Source organism: Ferdinandcohnia sp. QZ13 (genome assembly GCF_031324165.1).
Classification (GTDB): domain Bacteria; phylum Bacillota; class Bacilli; order Bacillales; family Bacillaceae_L; genus Ferdinandcohnia.
This window is the reverse complement of sequence record NZ_JAVIVW010000001.1, coordinates 1-18,792: the sequence shown is the minus strand read 5'-3', so window position 1 is coordinate 18,792 and position 18,792 is coordinate 1. Positions and strand designations below refer to the sequence as shown.

18 protein-coding genes and 2 riboswitches are annotated in these 18,792 nt (G+C 37.6%); of the genes, 5 read left to right on the top strand and 13 right to left on the bottom strand.

Annotated elements, in window-relative coordinates; translation table 11 throughout:
- Positions 1-4: 4 nt before the first annotated feature.
- Both RGU12_RS00090 and ehuB read right to left on the bottom strand, forming a co-directional pair.
- Complete coding sequence (locus RGU12_RS00090; RefSeq protein ID WP_309536238.1) at positions 5-667, bottom strand: amino acid ABC transporter permease; 663 nt, start codon at positions 665-667, stop codon at positions 5-7.
- A 68-nt stretch (positions 668-735) separates the two neighbouring features.
- Positions 736-1,635, bottom strand: coding sequence for an ectoine/hydroxyectoine ABC transporter substrate-binding protein EhuB (gene ehuB / locus RGU12_RS00085; RefSeq protein WP_309534236.1), 900 nt, complete (start codon positions 1,633-1,635; stop codon positions 736-738).
- A 407-nt stretch (positions 1,636-2,042) separates the two neighbouring features.
- Here ehuB and RGU12_RS00080 point away from each other — a divergent pair, with 407 nt between their 5' ends.
- Positions 2,043-2,249: a hypothetical protein gene (locus tag RGU12_RS00080; RefSeq protein ID WP_309534235.1), complete on the top strand. Its 207-nt coding sequence runs from the start codon at positions 2,043-2,045 to the stop codon at positions 2,247-2,249.
- A 108-nt stretch (positions 2,250-2,357) separates the two neighbouring features.
- On the opposite strand, the gene RGU12_RS00075 is transcribed toward RGU12_RS00080, so the two are convergent.
- The 7 genes from RGU12_RS00075 to RGU12_RS00045 all read right to left on the bottom strand — a co-directional run bounded on the left by RGU12_RS00075 (position 2,358) and on the right by RGU12_RS00045 (position 7,889).
- Positions 2,358-3,329: a metal-dependent hydrolase gene (locus tag RGU12_RS00075; RefSeq protein ID WP_309534234.1), complete on the bottom strand. Its 972-nt coding sequence runs from the start codon at positions 3,327-3,329 to the stop codon at positions 2,358-2,360.
- Between the two features lie 262 nt (positions 3,330-3,591).
- A complete protein-coding gene (locus RGU12_RS00070; RefSeq protein WP_309534233.1) occupies positions 3,592-4,347 on the bottom strand; it encodes an HAAS domain-containing protein in 756 nt (251 codons plus the stop codon).
- A 4-nt stretch (positions 4,348-4,351) separates the two neighbouring features.
- A complete protein-coding gene (locus RGU12_RS00065; protein WP_309534232.1) occupies positions 4,352-4,675 on the bottom strand; it encodes a PadR family transcriptional regulator in 324 nt (107 codons plus the stop codon).
- A gap of 192 nt (positions 4,676-4,867) precedes the next feature.
- On the bottom strand, positions 4,868-5,536 hold the full coding sequence (locus tag RGU12_RS00060; RefSeq protein ID WP_309534231.1) for a carboxymuconolactone decarboxylase family protein: 669 nt from the start codon (positions 5,534-5,536) through the stop codon (positions 4,868-4,870).
- Between the two features lie 165 nt (positions 5,537-5,701).
- Positions 5,702-5,808, bottom strand: a riboswitch (SAM riboswitch).
- 123 nt (positions 5,809-5,931) lie between these two features.
- Complete coding sequence (tenA, locus tag RGU12_RS00055; RefSeq protein WP_309534230.1) at positions 5,932-6,612, bottom strand: thiaminase II; 681 nt, start codon at positions 6,610-6,612, stop codon at positions 5,932-5,934.
- A 102-nt stretch (positions 6,613-6,714) separates the two neighbouring features.
- Positions 6,715-6,815: riboswitch (TPP riboswitch) on the bottom strand.
- A gap of 121 nt (positions 6,816-6,936) precedes the next feature.
- Positions 6,937-7,407 carry a tRNA (uridine(34)/cytosine(34)/5-carboxymethylaminomethyluridine(34)-2'-O)-methyltransferase TrmL gene (gene trmL, locus RGU12_RS00050; protein ID WP_309534229.1) on the bottom strand — a complete coding sequence of 157 codons (471 nt, stop codon included), beginning with the start codon at positions 7,405-7,407 and terminating at the stop codon, positions 6,937-6,939.
- Positions 7,408-7,502: 95 nt separating this feature from the next.
- Positions 7,503-7,889, bottom strand: coding sequence for a YidH family protein (locus RGU12_RS00045; RefSeq protein WP_309534228.1), 387 nt, complete (start codon positions 7,887-7,889; stop codon positions 7,503-7,505).
- Positions 7,890-8,018: 129 nt separating this feature from the next.
- Here RGU12_RS00045 and RGU12_RS00040 point away from each other — a divergent pair, with 129 nt between their 5' ends.
- Positions 8,019-9,047 carry a DUF3231 family protein gene (locus RGU12_RS00040; RefSeq protein ID WP_309534227.1) on the top strand — a complete coding sequence of 343 codons (1,029 nt, stop codon included), beginning with the start codon at positions 8,019-8,021 and terminating at the stop codon, positions 9,045-9,047.
- Positions 9,048-9,134: 87 nt separating this feature from the next.
- Here the strand turns inward: RGU12_RS00040 and RGU12_RS00035 are convergent, their stop codons facing one another.
- From RGU12_RS00035 to RGU12_RS00020, 4 genes are all read right to left on the bottom strand, one after another.
- Positions 9,135-9,593 carry a glycine zipper domain-containing protein gene (locus RGU12_RS00035; protein ID WP_309534226.1) on the bottom strand — a complete coding sequence of 153 codons (459 nt, stop codon included), beginning with the start codon at positions 9,591-9,593 and terminating at the stop codon, positions 9,135-9,137.
- A gap of 298 nt (positions 9,594-9,891) precedes the next feature.
- Entirely contained in the window at positions 9,892-11,175 is a 1,284-nt protein-coding gene (ltrA, locus tag RGU12_RS00030) for a group II intron reverse transcriptase/maturase (RefSeq protein WP_309534225.1), read from the bottom strand.
- A 582-nt stretch (positions 11,176-11,757) separates the two neighbouring features.
- Positions 11,758-13,998: an ATP-binding cassette domain-containing protein gene (locus RGU12_RS00025; RefSeq protein ID WP_309534224.1), complete on the bottom strand. Its 2,241-nt coding sequence runs from the start codon at positions 13,996-13,998 to the stop codon at positions 11,758-11,760.
- Positions 13,999-14,128: 130 nt separating this feature from the next.
- Positions 14,129-14,680, bottom strand: a complete 552-nt coding sequence (locus RGU12_RS00020; protein ID WP_309534223.1) for a dihydrofolate reductase family protein — start codon at positions 14,678-14,680, stop codon at positions 14,129-14,131.
- A gap of 356 nt (positions 14,681-15,036) precedes the next feature.
- On the opposite strand from RGU12_RS00020, the gene RGU12_RS00015 reads away from it, so the two are divergent.
- The 3 genes from RGU12_RS00015 (at position 15,037) to RGU12_RS00005 (ending at position 18,351) form a co-directional block, all read left to right on the top strand.
- Positions 15,037-15,969, top strand: a complete 933-nt coding sequence (locus RGU12_RS00015; RefSeq protein ID WP_309534222.1) for an aldo/keto reductase — start codon at positions 15,037-15,039, stop codon at positions 15,967-15,969.
- Positions 15,970-16,284: 315 nt separating this feature from the next.
- On the top strand, positions 16,285-17,427 hold the full coding sequence (locus RGU12_RS00010) for an NADH-dependent flavin oxidoreductase (protein WP_309534221.1): 1,143 nt from the start codon (positions 16,285-16,287) through the stop codon (positions 17,425-17,427).
- A gap of 186 nt (positions 17,428-17,613) precedes the next feature.
- Positions 17,614-18,351 (top strand): AAC(3) family N-acetyltransferase, encoded by a 738-nt coding sequence (locus RGU12_RS00005; protein ID WP_309534220.1) that lies wholly within the window; start codon positions 17,614-17,616, stop codon positions 18,349-18,351.
- Positions 18,352-18,792 lie beyond the last annotated feature (441 nt).

Sequence of the window (18,792 nt, the reverse complement as noted above, 5' to 3'; positions counted from 1 at the left end):
CACATTATTCGCTAGCCACTCCCTTCGATGATTGTTTTTCCGCCCACTTTGTTAAACCGATTAACGGTAAGGCGATGATAAAGTAAAAGATAAGAATAAATAAGTATACAGTAGGCGTCGAAGAAAGATTGGTATTTGTATAAAGTTGACCTTTATACACAATATCAGCCAAGCCCACGAGTGATATGAGTGAGGTTGCCTTCAACATTTGAATAAGATAATTGCCGAATTCCGGTAGCATCATCCGCACTGCCTGTGGCAAAATAACAATTTTCATGCGTTGAAAGCGTGACATATTGAGAGCAATGGCTGCTTCCGTTTGTCCGTGTGAAACAGAGAGGATTGAACCACGAACCGTTTCCGACATATAGGCTCCATAATTCATGGAAATCGCAATCACACATGCCCAAAATTCGGAGCCCAAATCAATTCCAAACAAAATCGGAAGTGCGTAGAAGAACCAAAACAACTGAATGATTAACGAGGTTCCGCGAAAAATTTCTACGAAAAACCCTGTGAATTTTCGAATAAAAAAATTCTTTGACAAGCGACCAAATCCAGCTAAAAAAGCAATTAAAAAAGAGAAAAATGCAGACGTAACTAAAATTAGAATCGTAATATTAAGACCTTGAAGTAATATTGAAAAGATTTCACCTATTTGACTAATTGGACTCACCTCATTTGTTATGAAAAATGGTCTCCCAAACTGGGAGACCTATCCATCTTTTCCCCGTGTTATTTTAAACTTTCCACTACTTGTTCCGTCGTTAAATCATTTGGAACAAGGTTTCCTTCACCAAATCCAGATGGGGTAATGAGATCAAGAATCTCTCCATTATCTTTAAGTTTCTGAAGTTCTGCGTTATACGCTTCCCTCAATTCTTCGTTTCCTTTCGCAAATGCTGCTGCACCATAGCTTGGTACACCTTTGATATCTGGTTGCTCAAAATCGTCAACAAATTCTAGTGCATTTTGATCAGAAGATTCTAAAGCCATTTTCACTGTCATTTCAGTACCAGTTGTTGCTTGAGCTCGACCTGATTGGACAGCAGAGAATGTCGCTGGAATATCAGCAACTTCAAGGATTTGGTCTTCGCTCACACCCATTTCTTTCAAGAACTCGATCTCTGTTGCACCAGACATGACAGCTACTATCACATCCGGATTGTCTGCAATATCTGTGTAGCTGTGAAGATCTAAGGGATTTCCTTTTTCAACAATTAATCCTTCACCATATTGAATTTCCGGTTCACCAAATGCCACTTGTTCAGCACGTTCTGGTAAAATCGCCATTCCTGCTGTAATGACATCGAATTTGCCCGCTTTTACCCCTGGAATCAACTGATTCCACTCGGCAATTTGGCCTTCTACATTTTCAATTCCCATATTTTGAAAAACCTTTGTCGCAATCTCCACGGCTGCCCCTTTTAATTCACCTGTTTTAGGATCTTGATAGGCATATGGCGCTTCATTCGCAAAGCCAATCGTAACGGTACCTTTTTCTTTCAACTCATCTAGACTAGATCCTCCTGATGTGGCCCCCTTAGTCGTACCACCCGTTCCCTCTCCTGTGCCACAAGCTGTCATGATTCCCAAGACTAGTACTAAAAATAAAATGGATAATCGTTTCTTCATTAATTTACATACCCCCATAAGTTTTTTAAACTAGCAAACTTACTAATTGTTGATGCTTTTTTGAACTCTAAACGAAAAGACAAAAGACATAATAAAATTGTATATCTTTTTAGAATAATTGCTCAAATCTCATATTTTTGGATATTTCAGGATATTTTGGGATTATGTATGTTCTGGGCTGCTGACTTGGAGGATAGGCAAACATCCTCGTTTAGATGTACGTATGCTCCCAATCACTCGACATCCGTGTGGAACTCCAAATTTGTCTGGTTGTATACACATCTTTAGGACAACCATAAAATGCAATTTGAATTCTACAGTATTTTCTGGTTGTATATGTTAAAATATGGATAAAATAATGAACAATCAATTAGATCGTTTAAAACCATTTCACTGGGGGAATTAGTTTGATTAAAAGAAGCGTGGGCATATCATTTATCGCGATTTCAACGATTTTAATTGCAGTTAAGTATTTAAGCAAAGCGATTGGCGGTGCACCAGTTGGAAACACCATCAGTACCTTGAGTTTACTCTCTTTATTAGCTGGATTATGCTATTTGTCTTGGGGAGAATTTGACGAATATAAAAAAGGAATAAGACATTCAGGGAAATAAAATTATTTGCATAAACACAAAATATTGCTCGGGATTTTTATATACAAAAGCACCACATATTGCGGTGCATTGAAAAGTATATTCATAGATGTGAAGAGTGAACTGTAGTCACTTCATTCCTTGTTCCGCACTTTCTGTGGGTTTAATGAAACCACGTTTTATTTCACTATGAACAAAATTAAGCTTTTGATCTAATTTAATAATGGCCACATACGGTTCATCGATTCTAGATTGATAGCGAAGATCATACCAATGCACCTCATAACCGTCCATTTTTTCGATGATCTTGGCATGTATGCAATCCGATTGTTTTTTTATAAAATGCACAAAGGTATTTTTCTTTGAAGCTCGGATAATGTTGCTTTTTTCATCTGCTTTCATTATGTCTTTTGACCAAGAGATTCGACCATTTTCATATTTTCCAAGTTTATATCGATCATTTAAACTGGCAATAATTCCCCAGTGATCGATGCGGAACATTGGGATTAACGTGTAGGTTACTCCTGAATCTCGTTTGGATAGCAGCTTTCTTTTTATCATGCGTTGTATGACATATCGGAGCAAAACATAGATAAGAATAAGAATATACATATAAGAAAATACAATGCCGGGTGATAAACCACTTAACCATAAAAAAGTACCAAGTAGATGCAGTGACATAATAAACGGATCAAAGATTGGCAGGATATTTAAGGCAATCCAGGTATTACATAAAGGTCGAAGTGCTTGTGTTCCATAAATGTTAAAAATGTCCGATATCACATGGAGAAGTACTGCTAAACAGGTCCAAAGCAAAAAGGTAGAAAAGTATAATCCACCATTGACCATGGTGGCACTACCTGCGATACAAAAAATCAGCATCGCTTGAGCAGGGATCGAATGACTAAAGCCTCGATGCTTTTGAACATAAATGTCATTCCCTTTCCACTTATGAATGATATCTATATCAGGAGCATTAGAGCCTACAATTGTACAAAACAACATAGATGAAAGTAGTTCTGGATGATTAGCCATAGTTGGGTCTAAAAAGGACAAACCCGCTAAACCCACTCCTGTCATAACATGCGTAGCAGTATCCAAATTGGTCTCCTCCTTTTTAGCATTTCACCTTTTGTTTGCCATAATAAGATCTCATCTCAATCACAAGGAAACATGTAAAGCCCCTTACTATTCACTTTCCTTTTTACCATTGTAGTAAGTGAATATTAAGGGGCTGTTAAAATCGCTTTAAGAAATATAGCATTTATAATGGATTTATGTTACGCGCATTAAAATAACGTAAAATATCATCTTGTCATAAAATTTCCATAGGCTAATATATTCGTTTCATTTCTATACTTGATCAGACAAACCTTTTTTTCCTTTTTTCTTGAATCAAGATATTCAAAATGATAACCGCAAACATCAATACAAATGATGCCATGCTAATTATAAGGATTGTTTCAACACTCCAGTCTGTAAAACGGGTGAAAATATCAGGAATAATCAGAAAAGCTGGTATCCAAATGGGAAACCACATCTTACTCCAAATCGCTGTTCCTACAAAAATACTACTGCAAATCACGATCACAACTATATCTGCAGTTGTACTGCCTACAAAAAAAGGATCCACAAATAGAGTACTCACCACGATTAAGAGAATTGCTAAGGTTGTGACAATCATACTGGCAATTACGCTCCCAATAAAAAACTTCTTCTTGGAGTATTGCTTCCGACCAGCATTCTGTAAAAAATAAACGTAAACCGCTAGCATTAACACAGCTAATATGGGCATCCCAATGACTTGTACAATGTTTAGTGCGAATTCTCCTCTTATCGCGGGTCCTATAAGGAAATAAGCAATAACCCCGAGAAAAAAGAGTGGAAGGAATTTTAATAGACTTTTATAATCTGTCTTCATTTCTTGTTTTAATGAAGCCATATATTGTTCTGGTGTTTGATCAATAATATCATTTAAGCTTCTGCCACTCTTTTCGACTTCAATAAGATGATCCTTTAATTCTTCAATTAATTCATTTATTTCTTGATCGTTTTTTCCTGACATCATTAAGTACATTCTGAGATTGTCGATAAATGCCTCACTTTTTGTTGATAGCATATCCTTACCTCCCTTTCAGTAAATGGTTTACTGGTTTTGTAATTTGCTCCCATTCTTCGATAATAACTTCTAAAGCCTCATGCCCCTTTTCTGTCAAAAAATAATATTTCCGATTTGGTCCTGATTCGGAAGGGCGCATTTCTCCCCGGATAAGTCCATTCTTCTGGAGTCTCAATAAAATGGGATAAATGGTTCCTTCACTTACATCAGCTAACCCAATATTCAACAGTTTTTGTGAAAGCTCATACCCGTAGACTGTCTCTTTTTCAATGACAGCCAACACACATCCATCCAATACTCCCTTTAACAATTGGCTTCTTATTGACATTTCATCTTACTCCCTCCTCTAGTTTGTTATACAAGGTAGTGAACAAAAAAATAAAGTTATTCTTTGGTAGTTGGTTTAACAAGATAGTAGTTATAAAAAACAACTATCTTGTTATACAAAATAGTTGTTTTAAGTGTAAATTTATTTTATTTTTTTGTCAATCGTTTTTTTCACTTATTATTTTTCTCTTAATTACTTCTCGTCATACGCGTTAAGTGCGTTCACACTGTGCGCCAGCGCAGATCCTGCTTTTAATGCAATGGCAACGAAGATGGCTTCTGAAATTTCTTCCAAATCGGCTCCTGCTTTTTTAGCATTCTTCGTATGAAGGTCGATGCAGTAAGGACAACCTGTCGTATGTGCACAAGCAACTGCAATCAACTCTTTGTCCTTTTCTGTTAAGTTTTGCGCTTTGAGCGACTTACTGTCAAAATCTATAAATGCTTTAAATGCCTCTCCACTCAAGGCCGCAAATTCTTTCAGTCTAGCAAAATAGGATGCCTTATACAGCTCTTCATCGCCATTTCCATCATAAGCGTTGAGTGCATTCACTCCATGGGCTAAAGATGAACCAGCCTTTAATGCAGTCGCAACAAAAATAGCTTCTGCCACTTCCTCTTTCGTTGAGTCATTCTTTTTGGCATTACCAACATGTAACTCAATGCAATATGGACAACCTGTGATATGTGCGACCGCCACGGCTATCAGTTCTTTTTGTTTCACTGAAAGTCGACCCGCTGCTAAAGCTTGGCTATCAAATTTGATGAAAGATTGAAAGATCTCTGGAGCATATTGTTTCAATTCTGGAAGTCTTCCGAAGTATTCCTTTTTGTACAAGCTATCTGATTTTGTTACTGTCATTTTGCATCTCTCCCTTGGGTATTGGGTATTTTCCACAATTAAAATACGATTTTTCACATCAACTTACTTAGTTTTGTATAATGTGGATACCTAATGTTCGTTAAGTGAAACATATAAAATTCAAAAAAGCCTCTTCCGATGAGGAAGAGGCTTTTTGTACGTCCACACTCATCTTTCAAGCATTTGCTTGCTGGAATTAGCACCTTGATACAAATCGTAACGGTTGCTGCGGGATCAACGGACCAGGTTCCTCCCCCGACTCTTGATAAGAGAAAATCGTATTTAAGTTAGGAATTTATTATTTACTACCTTACATGAATGGACAAAAGCTTGTCAACAGAAATATTGGATTATTTCGAAAACATATCTCTCTATCGAGTTTCAAGATTTAACACTTATAGATTAATAGGCCACTCCTCTAAATCTTCCGCCATATCCCAAAACATGTATTCGTACATGCTTGTTTTGACCACAATTTCTTCAAGTGTTGCTAGTTCTCGTTCAGATTTTTCACTAGCCATTTCATTGAGAAGGGTTTTACAATCATCGGATAACTTCGTAAATTCATCGGATGCATACATTTTAACCCATTCTCCATAAAATTCATGTTCGATGGCTCCTGGCCATTTTACGAGCTCTTTTCCGATAAAATTATAACTCCATGCACAAGTAAGGACCGCTGCGACAACATTTTCAACACCCCCAAGATGGGCGACGTTCAGCATGTAGCTTGTGTAGGAAGTGGTAGTTGCTGCGGGCTTGGTGTCCTCAAGTTCTTCATGAGAGATACCAAATTTCGCAGCATATTGACGATGAAGATCCATCTCCACCTCAAGCGTACCATGTAAAAGATTTGCAAAAATGGACATTGTTTTTAAATCGGGAGCTTTTGCACTTCCTATCGCAAATAGACGGCTATACTCAATTAAATACACATAATCTTGTTTCATATAATGCTTAAATTTTTCCTTTTCCAACCAGCCCTCGCCTATCCCTTTGACAAAAGGATGTTCCAAATACGAATTCCATATCGGTTCTACTCGATTCCATAAACGATCTGTAAATAAATGACTCATTTTCATTTCCCCTCTCTACTTTTGACATTAGGGGAGATAAAAAAACAAAACCCATCACTAGTGACTAGGAATGGGTTCGGCAATATATCATCGTAAACACGACAAATACCAACTCCACTTCCCTACGCTAGTGTTACCTAGATCAGGTTCAAAGGGTCGATATTTCTATCTCTCAGCAAATACATGCTCCCCTAGTCGAATTGTTAGATTATTAAGTTACTATCTATTAGTTAAACATAGCCAGTGAAAATAAGCAAATGCTTGAAAGATTACCAGCCTTTCTATGTGCAAGCAAACAAAAAATACTCCTAGACGGAAGATTTCTTATTTCAAATTCGGATATCCTTGTTGTCTTAATGCCTCATATACCAATATCGCAGCTGTATTTGAAAGGTTAAGGGATCGAACATGTTGATTCATAGGAATTCTCAAAAAGTGATTTTTATGTTTTTCTAGTAAATCTTTTGGTAATCCAGTGGTTTCTTTTCCAAACATAAAATAATGTTCTTTTGAAACATCGCTGAAATCAAAGGCTGAATGTGTTTTTTCGCCAAACGTTTCAATATAGTAAAACTCACCTTGATTTCTCGAAAAAAAGTCATCTAATGAATCATAGTACGTGATATTTACAGAATGCCAGAAATCGAATCCCGCTCGTTTTATCATTTCTTCATCTGTTGAAAAGCCAAGTGGTCGGATTAAATGTAAGGCTGTATCCGTTGCCGCACAAGTACGTGCAATATTTCCGGTATTAGCCGGAATATCTGGTTGATAAAGTACAACATGTATTGCCAAGAATGGTCACTCCTAATTATGATTTCCCTCCAAATTATAGCATAGAGACCGAGAACAGAGGTACTTTAGAAAAGTTTGTTATACCTAGTTAGTCCTTACAAAATCACAAAGTAAATTCCAAAGACGACTGCAATCGTTATGACAAAAATCCCAAGGGTAAGCACCGTGGTTTTGGGTGTACGGAATGTCTGGTTATTAATCGCATTAATTTTTCTCATATAGGCAATCATAGCCATAATAATTGTCAGAATGCCGATCCCCACTGAAAATAGACCAATAACATTAGCTAATAGATCCCTCAATGGAGAAAGGTTGGTTTTCATTGTAAAATGCAAATTCGTTACAAGGAAGCCAACCCCAATAATCGCAATTGCCGTTCTTACCCATGCTAAAAATGTTCGTTCATTCGCAAGATGCTGCTGAATGTATGTAGAATCCACCGTTTGATTGTTCTCCACTTTTTTCGGGTTATCTCTATTCATAACATCACTCTCTTTATACTTGAGTTTAAACCTTCTTAAAATAGTAATTCGGTTATCAGTGTTTAATTCCTAGCTACATTCCATAAAATAACACAAGTATATTAATTGATAAAATCGGAGGTATATTTTTTGGGTATCTTTAAGGAAAGTAAAAACAAGACCAACAGTTTAACCGCTGCCGAAGTATCCGCACTGTGGCTTCAGTATATGGGTGATAGTATGGCTATATGTGTATACAAATATTTTCTTAACATTGTTGATAACAAAGAGATTAAACCTATTTTAGAACGTTCCTTACAGTTAGCTGAAAGCCATATTACGAAAATCAGCAAATTCTTAAAAAGTGCTAATTTCAAACTTCCAATTGGATTTACTAAGAGTGACGTAAATGTTAACGCACCTCGACTGTTCTCAGATCAATTTTTACTATTTTATTCCTATATTATGACGATCCATGGATTAACCGCTTATAGTTTGGCGATCACAAACACGGAACGAGAAGACATTCAAAATCACTTCTTTGAGTGCACGGAATCTTCTAAGGAACTGTTTCAAAATATAGTGGAATTAGCTAAGAACGAGCCAAAATTCACAAGTGTTCCAACCATTCCTTCACCAAAAAAGACCGAGTTTTTCGAATCACCAGGATTTGTTTCAAATTTAATTGGTGACAAACGGCCACTTAATAGTTCGGAAATTAGCACCCTTTTCTTTAATTCAACGAAAACTGGATTTATCAAATCATTAAGTTTAGCTTTTAGTCAGGTAGCTAAGTCAGAGGAAGTACGAGCGTTTATGGTGAAAAACGTTAAATTAGCAGGAAAAGATGCCGAAAGTTTTGATCTAATCTTGCAACAGGATCACTTACCAATCCCTGAGAAATGGGATGCTGAGGTTACCGACTCAACAATCAGTCCATTTTCTGACAAATTGATTATGTTTCACGCAGGCTTTTTAGTCAATGCCGCTCTTTCTTACTACGGGGCATCATTAGGCTCCAGCTTTAGGTCGGATATCATCCTTAACTATTCTAAAGTCTTTACCCATGCCATGGAGGCAGGTGCATTTTCTTACAATATCATGGTGAAACACGGATGGTTAGAAAAACAACCAGAAGCAATTGATAGAAAATCGTTGGCAAAAGGTTCAAATAAGTAAACAAAAAAAGGAGAGATTGACTGGTCTCTCCTTTTTTACCCTTCCTGTTCACCATGTTATAAACATAACCGCGAGATACCCATAAGACTAAATGGTATTTCCCTTTTTCTTAGCATCTGCATCCAAACCAGCACCTATTGCGATGCCTAGACTCATTCCAATCGGTATTCCTAACCCAATATTTTCAAATATCGTTAATCCAAACACAATACCCAAACTCATCCCTATTGACATATATAATGTTAAGTACATCCCCTCAGGTACCAACTTATGCTTCTTCTGAAGATGAGACACAATGTCATTAATCAGTTTTTTATGATGGTTTAGAATCATATCAATCCGGTCTATATTCGCTTCTAGTTGAATAAAATGATTCTTCATTTCAAGCAAATATCGCTGACAATCCGCACAGTCTTCAGAAAACGAAGCAAGCCTTTGAACCACTCGTTCACATTTATTTAAATTAAGTTTTTTACAACTTTCTTTGCTAACGCCGCTCTTGAACTTTTTTATAGTGGCTAATAATTCATCTGCGTGTTTTCCCAACGTAGCACCCCCTTTAAGATAATTAGAAATCATAAAATGCCGGATAGTTATATTTTATATAAGTTATTCGATCTAATTTTTGATGAGTAAGCAATTATGTTGATTTAAATTGCTCAACTGCACTTCCGTTCAACAAATATCATGTATATTTGATCACATTTTTTACTTACATTTATTTACGATTGAAGCTAGATTTAGTTTCGCATTTTTATATGAAATGATCTAGTAGGAGGCACTTTCGTGCCGTCCTCTCACACCACCGTACGTACGGTTCCGTATACGGCGGTTCAATTTTATACTAAGCATGTACTTTGTTATAATGTTCCACGCATGAGATTAGTCCAAATTGGGCTAATCTCTTATTCGTTATTGTTGTGGTAAGTACCCATGAGTAAGCGATACGTACTATTCCTTTACTGGTGTGGCTATATTTATAAGCATTATATTTGTTCATTCCCAGTTTAATTAAATTCTTTCTACGGTTTTTGGCTGTTTTCCATTTCTTCCAAATACACATCCGTAGTCTAACTCTTGTGTGGGAATCTATTGTTCCCAACAGCTTTTTCATATAACCAATTTTGAAATAGTTTATCCATCCTCGTATTACTTGGTTGACTCTTTCAACCTGATACTTCGTATCAACACTCCAGTTTTTCCGTGTTAATTGTTTCAACTTAAACTTGAAGTTTTCTACTGACTTTTGATGTGGTTTTGCTTTGTACAAATCCATTTGATAATCTTTGAAGAAACCGAATCCTAGAAATTTCATGGAGGGGTCATTTGGCCTTGTTACTTTCGTTTTACTGGCATTAACAATCAAGCCTAGCTTCTCTTCTATAAACCTTGTCACTGACCTCATCACTCGTCTCGCAGCCATCTCGCTTTTGACCATAATAATGCAGTCGTCCGCATATCTGACGAAACGGAGACCTCGTCTTTCAAGTTCCATATCCAATTCATTAAGCATGATATTGCTGAGTAAGGGTGATAAGTTTCCTCCTTGCGGAGTTCCTATAACTGTTTCTTCATAATCTTCATCTATTTGTACCCCACTCACTAAAAACTTACGAATGAGAGAAATGACGTCACCATCATCTACTGTTTTTGATACAAGATTCATTAGTCTATCGTGATTGACCGTGTCGAAGAAACGTTCTAGGTCAATATCTACAATCCAATCATGACCCTCATTTAGAAATTCTAGAGCTTGTAATATAGCCATCTCTGCATACCGTCTTGGTCTGAATCCATAACTATATTCACTAAATTGCCTATCAAATATAGGTGTAAGTACTTGTGCAATTGCTTGTTGAATGACCCTGTCTTTGACCGTTGGTATTCCTAAAAGTCTAACTCCGCCATTTGGTTTAGGAATCTCCACTCTTAATACGGGAGAGGGTTGATATTTTCTTTGGCGAATTTGTAAGATGATTTCATCCTTATTTAATGCCATATATGCCCCCAATTCATCTACAGTCATTCCATCTATACCAGCTGCACCCTTATTCTTTTCCACCTGCTTGAATGCCAGGTTAAGATTATCCCTGTTTAGGATTTTATCAAGTAGTTTTCCTTCATACATGCTTGTTATTTCCTTTCTGTCTCGTGAAGGCGGTATCCACTTTGTCGCGATGTGCCAGTGGTCTATTTCCTCTTCCAATTGAGATTTCTATAACGATAAAATTGTTCAGCCCTTCGCTCCTTCTAACTTTCATTAGACATCTTCACTACTACGGCTTCTGCTGACTTCTCACCATCCAGTCTTATATCTCTATAAGATTTTGGTATAGCTTAGTGAGACCTCCCCAGTTAAGGTACGAACTCTTTCCCTCCATCTATCTGCCATATTTACACCGTATGATTACTGTAGCTATTGGACTTTAACTTCTTGTGCAGTCTTATCCTCATACGTTGCCTCCTATATGGTTTCTGTTCGTCAGACCGGAGGTTTGCCGCGAGCTTCCTTCAGATTCCACGTCTCCATGGACACCCTTGCTTTTAGCTATGTGCTTACCGCTACAAGGTCGCACTCGGGACTTTCACCCGTTAGAGTTCGCCCATGCTGGGCGAACACAAAAAGTAGCCCTAATTAACTAGGGCTACTATCGAAAACAATCTCTTTGCCGGGAAGTACTTTCACACACCAGAACAGTCACCTATACTTTTAAATGTATTTCGCAGTTATCGACCGCTCACAATTCTTAAGTCCTGCTGGTGGACCTTCGTATAGTATTTCTCCACCACCGGTCCCGCCATCAGGACCTAGGTCTATAATCCAATCACTATTTCGAATGACGTCCAGGTTATGTTCAATCACAATCACTGTATTGCCCTTTTCAACTAATTTTTCAATAATCCGTAGAATATTTGAAACGTCTGATAGGTGTAACCCGGTTGTTGGTTCATCTAGAATATAGATGTTGCCCTTCTTATTTAGCTCTTTTGCAAGTTTCAATCGTTGACTCTCACCACCGGACAATGTGTTTAAGGGTTGTCCTAATGAGAGATAGCCTAGTCCAACTGTTTCCATGCTTTTTAGCTGTCGCTGGATGTCTTTTGCATCAAAAAATTCTACGGCCTCCGCGACAGTCATCTCCATAACGTCTACAATATTTTTTCCTTTATAGATATATTGAAGGACTTCCTGTTTGTAACGATCACCATGGCATTCGCTGCATTCCATTTCCATTTTATCCATGAAAGAAAGATTAAGCTCTACCGTTCCAGTTCCACCACATGTTTCGCAGGCACCTTTAGAGTTATAGCTAAATAACCCACTCTCCACATTATTCGCTTCAGAAAAAGTTTTTCGAATCGAATTCATAATACCTGAAAAGGTTGCCGGATTAGAACGGATGTTACCATGGACCTGGCTTTGGTCAATACGGATGGACTCTGGAAAATCTTTTGCAAACACCTCGTTTACAAGTGTACTTTTCCCAGAACCCGCTACACCAGTAACAGCTGTAAATACACCAACAGGGACACGAAGGCTGACGTTTTTTAAATTATGAAGGCTACTTTCTTTACTTTCTAAAAATTCATTAACTGGTTTTGGGTTTTCTTTGATTTCCATCTTCTCGTTTAAGTACTGAGCAGTAAGTGTATCAGAAGACAATAATCCCTTGTAACTTCCACTATACATAATGTTGCCACCGTTAGTACCAGCATTTGGACCCACATCGATGACATGGTCTGCAATCTGTATAACGTCCGGGTCATGCTCCACGACTAATACGGTATTTCCTTTATCACGTAATTTGACAAGTAAATCATTTAATCGATAGACATCACGAGGATGAAGTCCAGTGCTTGGTTCATCAAATATGTACATTAATCCTGTTAAGTTACTATATAAGTATTTCACCATTTTAACCCGTTGAGACTCACCGCCAGATAAGGTCGGCGTTTCACGTGTTAAGGTTAAATAGCTTAATCCAATATCACAAAGATTCTTAACCCGCTCTAAAATTCCATCCACCATTGGCTTCGCACTTGGTTCGTCAAACTGTGGTAGAACCTCAATTAACTCATCCAATTGCATAGATGTCAGGTCATAAATGGAATAGCCCTTGATTTTAGAAGACATAACCTTCTCATTGTAACGAGTTCCATGACAGCTAGGACATGTACCAGTTGTGGCAAATTCCTTGAGCTTCTTTTCGGCAGCTTTCGATGTATCTTTGTCACGATTCACATTTTGACGCATAAATCTTACAGCCAGACCAACATAAGTTGTATTGATTTCACCATTCATATAACTAATTGCGACTTTTTCCTCTTCGGCATACACGAACTTATCAAATTCTTCTTTTGTATAATCCTTGATCTTTTTATCCTTGTCGAAGAAACCTGATTCAGCATATGCTTTCCATTGCCATGTACCCGGCCCAAACCCTGGAAGTAAAATCGCTCCTTCATTTAAAGACTTCTCTTTATCTAGTGCAGCATCAAGATTTAACGTAATCGTTCTTCCAATCCCTTCACATTGGGAGCACATCCCGATCGGATCATTAAAGGAATAGGCATTACTCCAACCAATACTTGGTTGGGCAAAGCGTGAAAAGAGCAGTCTGAACAGCGGATGAATATCAGTAACCGTACCGAGTGTGGATCTCGCGTTTCCACCAAGTCGTTTTTGATCAACAATGATCGCAGTAGATAAGTTATTAATTTCATCAGCTTCAGGCCGGCTGTATTTCGGCAAAAACTGCCGAGCAAAACTACTGAAAGTCTCATTCAACTGGCGACCTGCTTCCTGTGCAATCGTATCAAAAACAATCGATGACTTACCTGAACCAGAGACCCCTGTGAAAATCGTGATTTTCCCCTTTGGAACCTGTACATGCACATTCTTCAAATTGTTCTCTCTACCATTAACAACTTCAATAAATTCTTGTTTCACTCATCTTCATCTCCTTTTTTATTAATTACGTACTTTATGTAGCGGCTTGTACATCTTATCATATAAGATTACGAGAGGAAACAGATACTGGGATAGAGGGACAGGTTCATTGTCCCAACGGTCAATGTAACTAGTTTAAATGATAGATCAATTGAACAACGCCGGATGAAAATCTATTTGTTTGAACCAATTTCAAATTCATCCTCTGCTTTATGTCGCTAAATAAAGGTTTTCCTTCTCCCAATACAACAGGATGAACAGACAATCTATATTCATCAACAAGTCCTACATTTATAAAAGTGGTGATCAGACTCGCTCCTCCGTACAGCCATATGTCTTTACCGGGCTTTTTCTTTAATTTATTTACTTCTTCGTAAATATCATCGTTTATGTATTTCACATGATGATCAGTACCTTTTTGCGTTCTAGAAAACACATATTTTTCTTTACTATGGACAGTAGTCCACATTTCCTTTTCCGTATCTGGGTCTTCCGTTTTAGGAGTATATTGACCCCATAAATCGTAACTTTTTCTTCCGTAAAAAATAGTATCGATATTATTTAAGAAATCTAAAAACCCCATATCTGAGTCCATTACACACCAGTCAACCTCCCCTCTTGGTCCCTCAATAAATCCATCTAAACTAACTGCTAAATCTAAAACAACTCTTCTTGATCCCATTTTTCTACCTCCCGTTAAGATGTGGGTTTGTAAAGCCAGAAATTTATACTCTAATCCTTTAACACTTGAGATGCTTCTTAAACATTCACATTTTTTGTTACATCTTGATAACCTAATTTTACATAAAAAAGATGCCCCATTTGACTAGAAGCAAGTAAATTCGGTGGGATATACCATAAAAAATAGTATAGTATCTTTTGATGGTAAATTATCCAACAATTATCTTTCAATCCCTGTTTACGCTAATGTAGAGTTTCACTAGTTAGAAATGCCTAATCTATTCAGCGCAAGACAAATCATTCAGAATTTTATAAAGGAAATGGTAAAATAAAAAACAAATAAAGGAGGAATTGTAAATGACTCAAAAGGTACAACTTGGTAAAACAGAACTATACATAAACCCAATTGGTCTTGGTACAAATGCAGTTGGAGGACATAATCTATACCCTAATCTAGATGAAGAAGCAGGAAAAGAGTTAGTTCGTGTTGCCATTAATAACGGAATTAACTTCATCGACTCTGCTTATCGATATGGAAATGGTCGTTCTGAGGAATTAATTGGCGAAGTCGTTAAAGAATCTGGAAAGCGTGGCGATGTCATTCTTGCTACAAAAGCTGCACATCGAGAAAATGGTGGTGAAACTGTACTTGATAATTCACCTACATTCTTACGCCAAGCTGTTGAAGAAAGCTTGAAACGACTTCAAACAGATTATATCGATTTATTCTATATCCATTTTCCTGACGAAAAAACACCAAAAGATGAAGCGGTTGGTGCATTACAACGTTTAAAAGAAGAAGGTATCATTCGTGCAATTGGTATATCTAATTTTTCTGTGGATCAAATAAAAGAAGCCAATAAAGATGGGTATGTGGATGTCTACCAAGGTGGTTATAACTTGATTGATCGTTCCGCAGAAGAAGCAATGTTACCGTATGTTGCTGAACATAAGATTTCATTTGTTCCTTACTTCCCTCTTGCATCTGGTTTGTTAGCCGGAAAATACAATAAAAACACCACCTTCAATGACCTGCGAACTAGGATGCCTCATTTACAAGGCGAAGCATTCCATCAAAACTTAGAAAAAGTGGAACAGCTTCGAGACATTGCAAATGACAAACAAGTGGAAGTCGCCCACCTCGTATTAGCTTGGTATTTAACACGAGATGAGATTGATGCTGTCATCCCAGGTGCAAAGCGAGCTGAACAAGTTTTAGACAACTTAAAAACATTAGATGTAGCTTTAACACCAGATGAAATTCAGGCGATTGATAAGATTTTTAAATAAGGTACGTTTGTGACAATGTTCCCCATACACACTGCACCGCATTTTGTGGTAAAATAAAATTCCTTGGCAGGGGCATTTATAAAGCGAGTTGACTTTTTGGGTCAACTCGCTTTTTTATAGAATCTTCTGAACACATATCCACACCCAAAGTTCGCTCCTTCTGCTTCCACCCATGAATAAGCAGAATACTTCCTATCGTTTCTGATTCCAAGTATCATTATTTTTGCACGCTAATAATGTACCACTGATTTTCTAAGTATAAAATGGTACTGGTTTTTTCATATAAAAATCAAACGTTTATGGAGGTTACAAACAATGAATTCAGACAATCAATTAATGTTAACACCTTTTAATCTCCCTAACAGGGTTGAATTAAAAAACAGACTCGTCATGGCACCTATGACAAACTTCTCTTCTAACCCAGATGGAACCGTTTCAGATGCTGAGGTGAGCTACTATGCACGCCGTGCTAGTGGTGTAAGTATGGTGATCACAGCTTGTACCTATGTTACTCCAAATGGAAAAGGATTCCACGGTGAATTTGCTGGTGACAAAGATGAGATGATACCAAGCTTAACGCGATTAGCAGCAGCCATTAAAGAAAATGGGGCAAAAGCAATCTTACAAATCTTTCATGGTGGAAGAATGTGCCCTCCTGAATTAGTTCCAAATGGAGAAATCGTCAGCGCTAGTGATGTGCCTGCAGAAAGAGGCGGTAGATCAACAGAGGAGCCTGATGTAAAACCAAGAGCATTAACAGAACATGAAGTCGAAGAAATCATAAAAGCATTTGGCGAAACCACTCGTCGTGCAATTGAAGCAGGTTATGATGGAGTTGAAATACATGGGGCAAACGGCTATTTAATTCAACAATTCTTCTCCCCACACTCAAACCGTCGTGAGAATCGGTTCGGGGGTAGTCTAGAAAAACGCATGACCTTCCCTCTCGCAATTGTGGATGAAGTGCAAAGAGTTGTAAAAGAACATGCGACTCCTGAGTTTATTGTTGGATACCGGTTTTCACCAGAAGAACCTGAAACACCTGGAATTACAATGGGTGATACACTCAAACTGGTTGATACTCTAGCTGATAAAGGTCTAGATTATCTTCATGTGTCTTTAGCAGATTTCTTTTCAACTGCCAGAAGAGGTGTTGAGGATACTACCAAAACTCGTATTGAGTACTTGCTCGAAACAATTGATAACCGTGTTCCATTAATTGGAGTTGGATCTATTTATACAGCAGAAGATGCTCGGAATGCCTTTAAAACCGGTGTCCCTTTACTTGCATTAGGTAGAGAATTAATCATTGACCCAGATTGGGTACAAAAAGTAGCAGAAGGCAAAGAAAACGAAATCGTCACAAAAATTGACAAAACCAAACAAATAGAGTTAGTGATTCCAGACCCACTATGGAACGCAATCATTCACACACCTGGCTGGTTTCCAGGAGTCTAAGGCAAGGGGACAGTTTCATTGACCCAATTGGATCATTGAAACTGTCCATACTTTCCGTTACTACTGGTACGTTGTGGTCCTTTAAAAATTGGAGAAATTATAAATTACAATCGTGCCTACCCTTTCATTAGACTTACCAAGTATATGTGGTATTCTATTGCTATAATGATAGAAAGGTAGAATGTGATGTACACAAAACAAGACTTATTAGATCATCTGAGAAAATTAAATATTGATGAAAATGGAACCTTACTTGTTCATTCATCGATGAAGAGTATTGGTCAAGTTGAGGGTGGCGCAGATACCGTCCTTGATGCTTTGTCGGAATACATGAAAAATGGCCTTTTAGTTTTTCCAACCCATACTTGGTCATATATAAATGCTGAGAATCCTCGGTTTTATGTAGATGAGTCCCCTTCTTGTGTTGGTCTATTAACAGAACTATTCCGCAAACGTCCCGGTGTTGTTCGCTCATGGCATCCTACTCATTCTGTAGCAGCATTGGGTAAAGGTGCTCGTGAATTTGTTGAGGGAAATGAAAAATTTGACACGCCTTGTGCAAGGGAATCGAGCTGGGGAAAATTACTCGATAAAAAGGCCAGGATTTTATTAATCGGGGTTGATTTACGAAGATGTACATATATTCATGGAGTTGAGGAATGGCTTGATATACCCGATCGTTTGACCAATCATCATGAACAACTTTACACCGTATTACCGGATAATACTGAAATTGCCATACCTCAAAGAAGGCATATTGGTCACACCTCTGAAAAATACGAACGAGTAGACGACGTTTTTCTAAATAATCAGGTGATGTACAAAGGCCATTTTGGCGATGCTACTGTAAGAGTTTGTGATACTGTAAAAATGACAGAATTGCTCACTCATATCTTAAAAGAGGAACCTGCATTATTTTCTTGACACTGGGTTCGAAATTCAAGAAGGTTTTTTCAAATAAACGATATACTTTACCTTAAATTCAATCATCCTGTTGTATAGGCAGGATGTTTTTTTTATAAAAAATGGAAAATATTAAAGCCAAATGAGAGTATTTGCTCGTTTAATAAATGGAAGTTCTTTAAGGAAGTGGCTTAGGTTGTTAGATTTAATACAACATGCACAAATGATGCTGTTTGCGGTATATCATTATTCGTTTTTCGATTGGGTGGTACGTTAACTCATACACAAGCTTTTTTTTGATTGTCATTTTATTAACGGAAAACGTTCTACAAACCATAATCACCAAACAATTCCGCTCAAAAAACAATACAAAAAAAGACCAACCATATCGGCTGATCTCGTGTGTGCCTAGCGACGTCCTACTCTCACAGGGACAAAGTCCCAACTACCATCGGCGCTGAA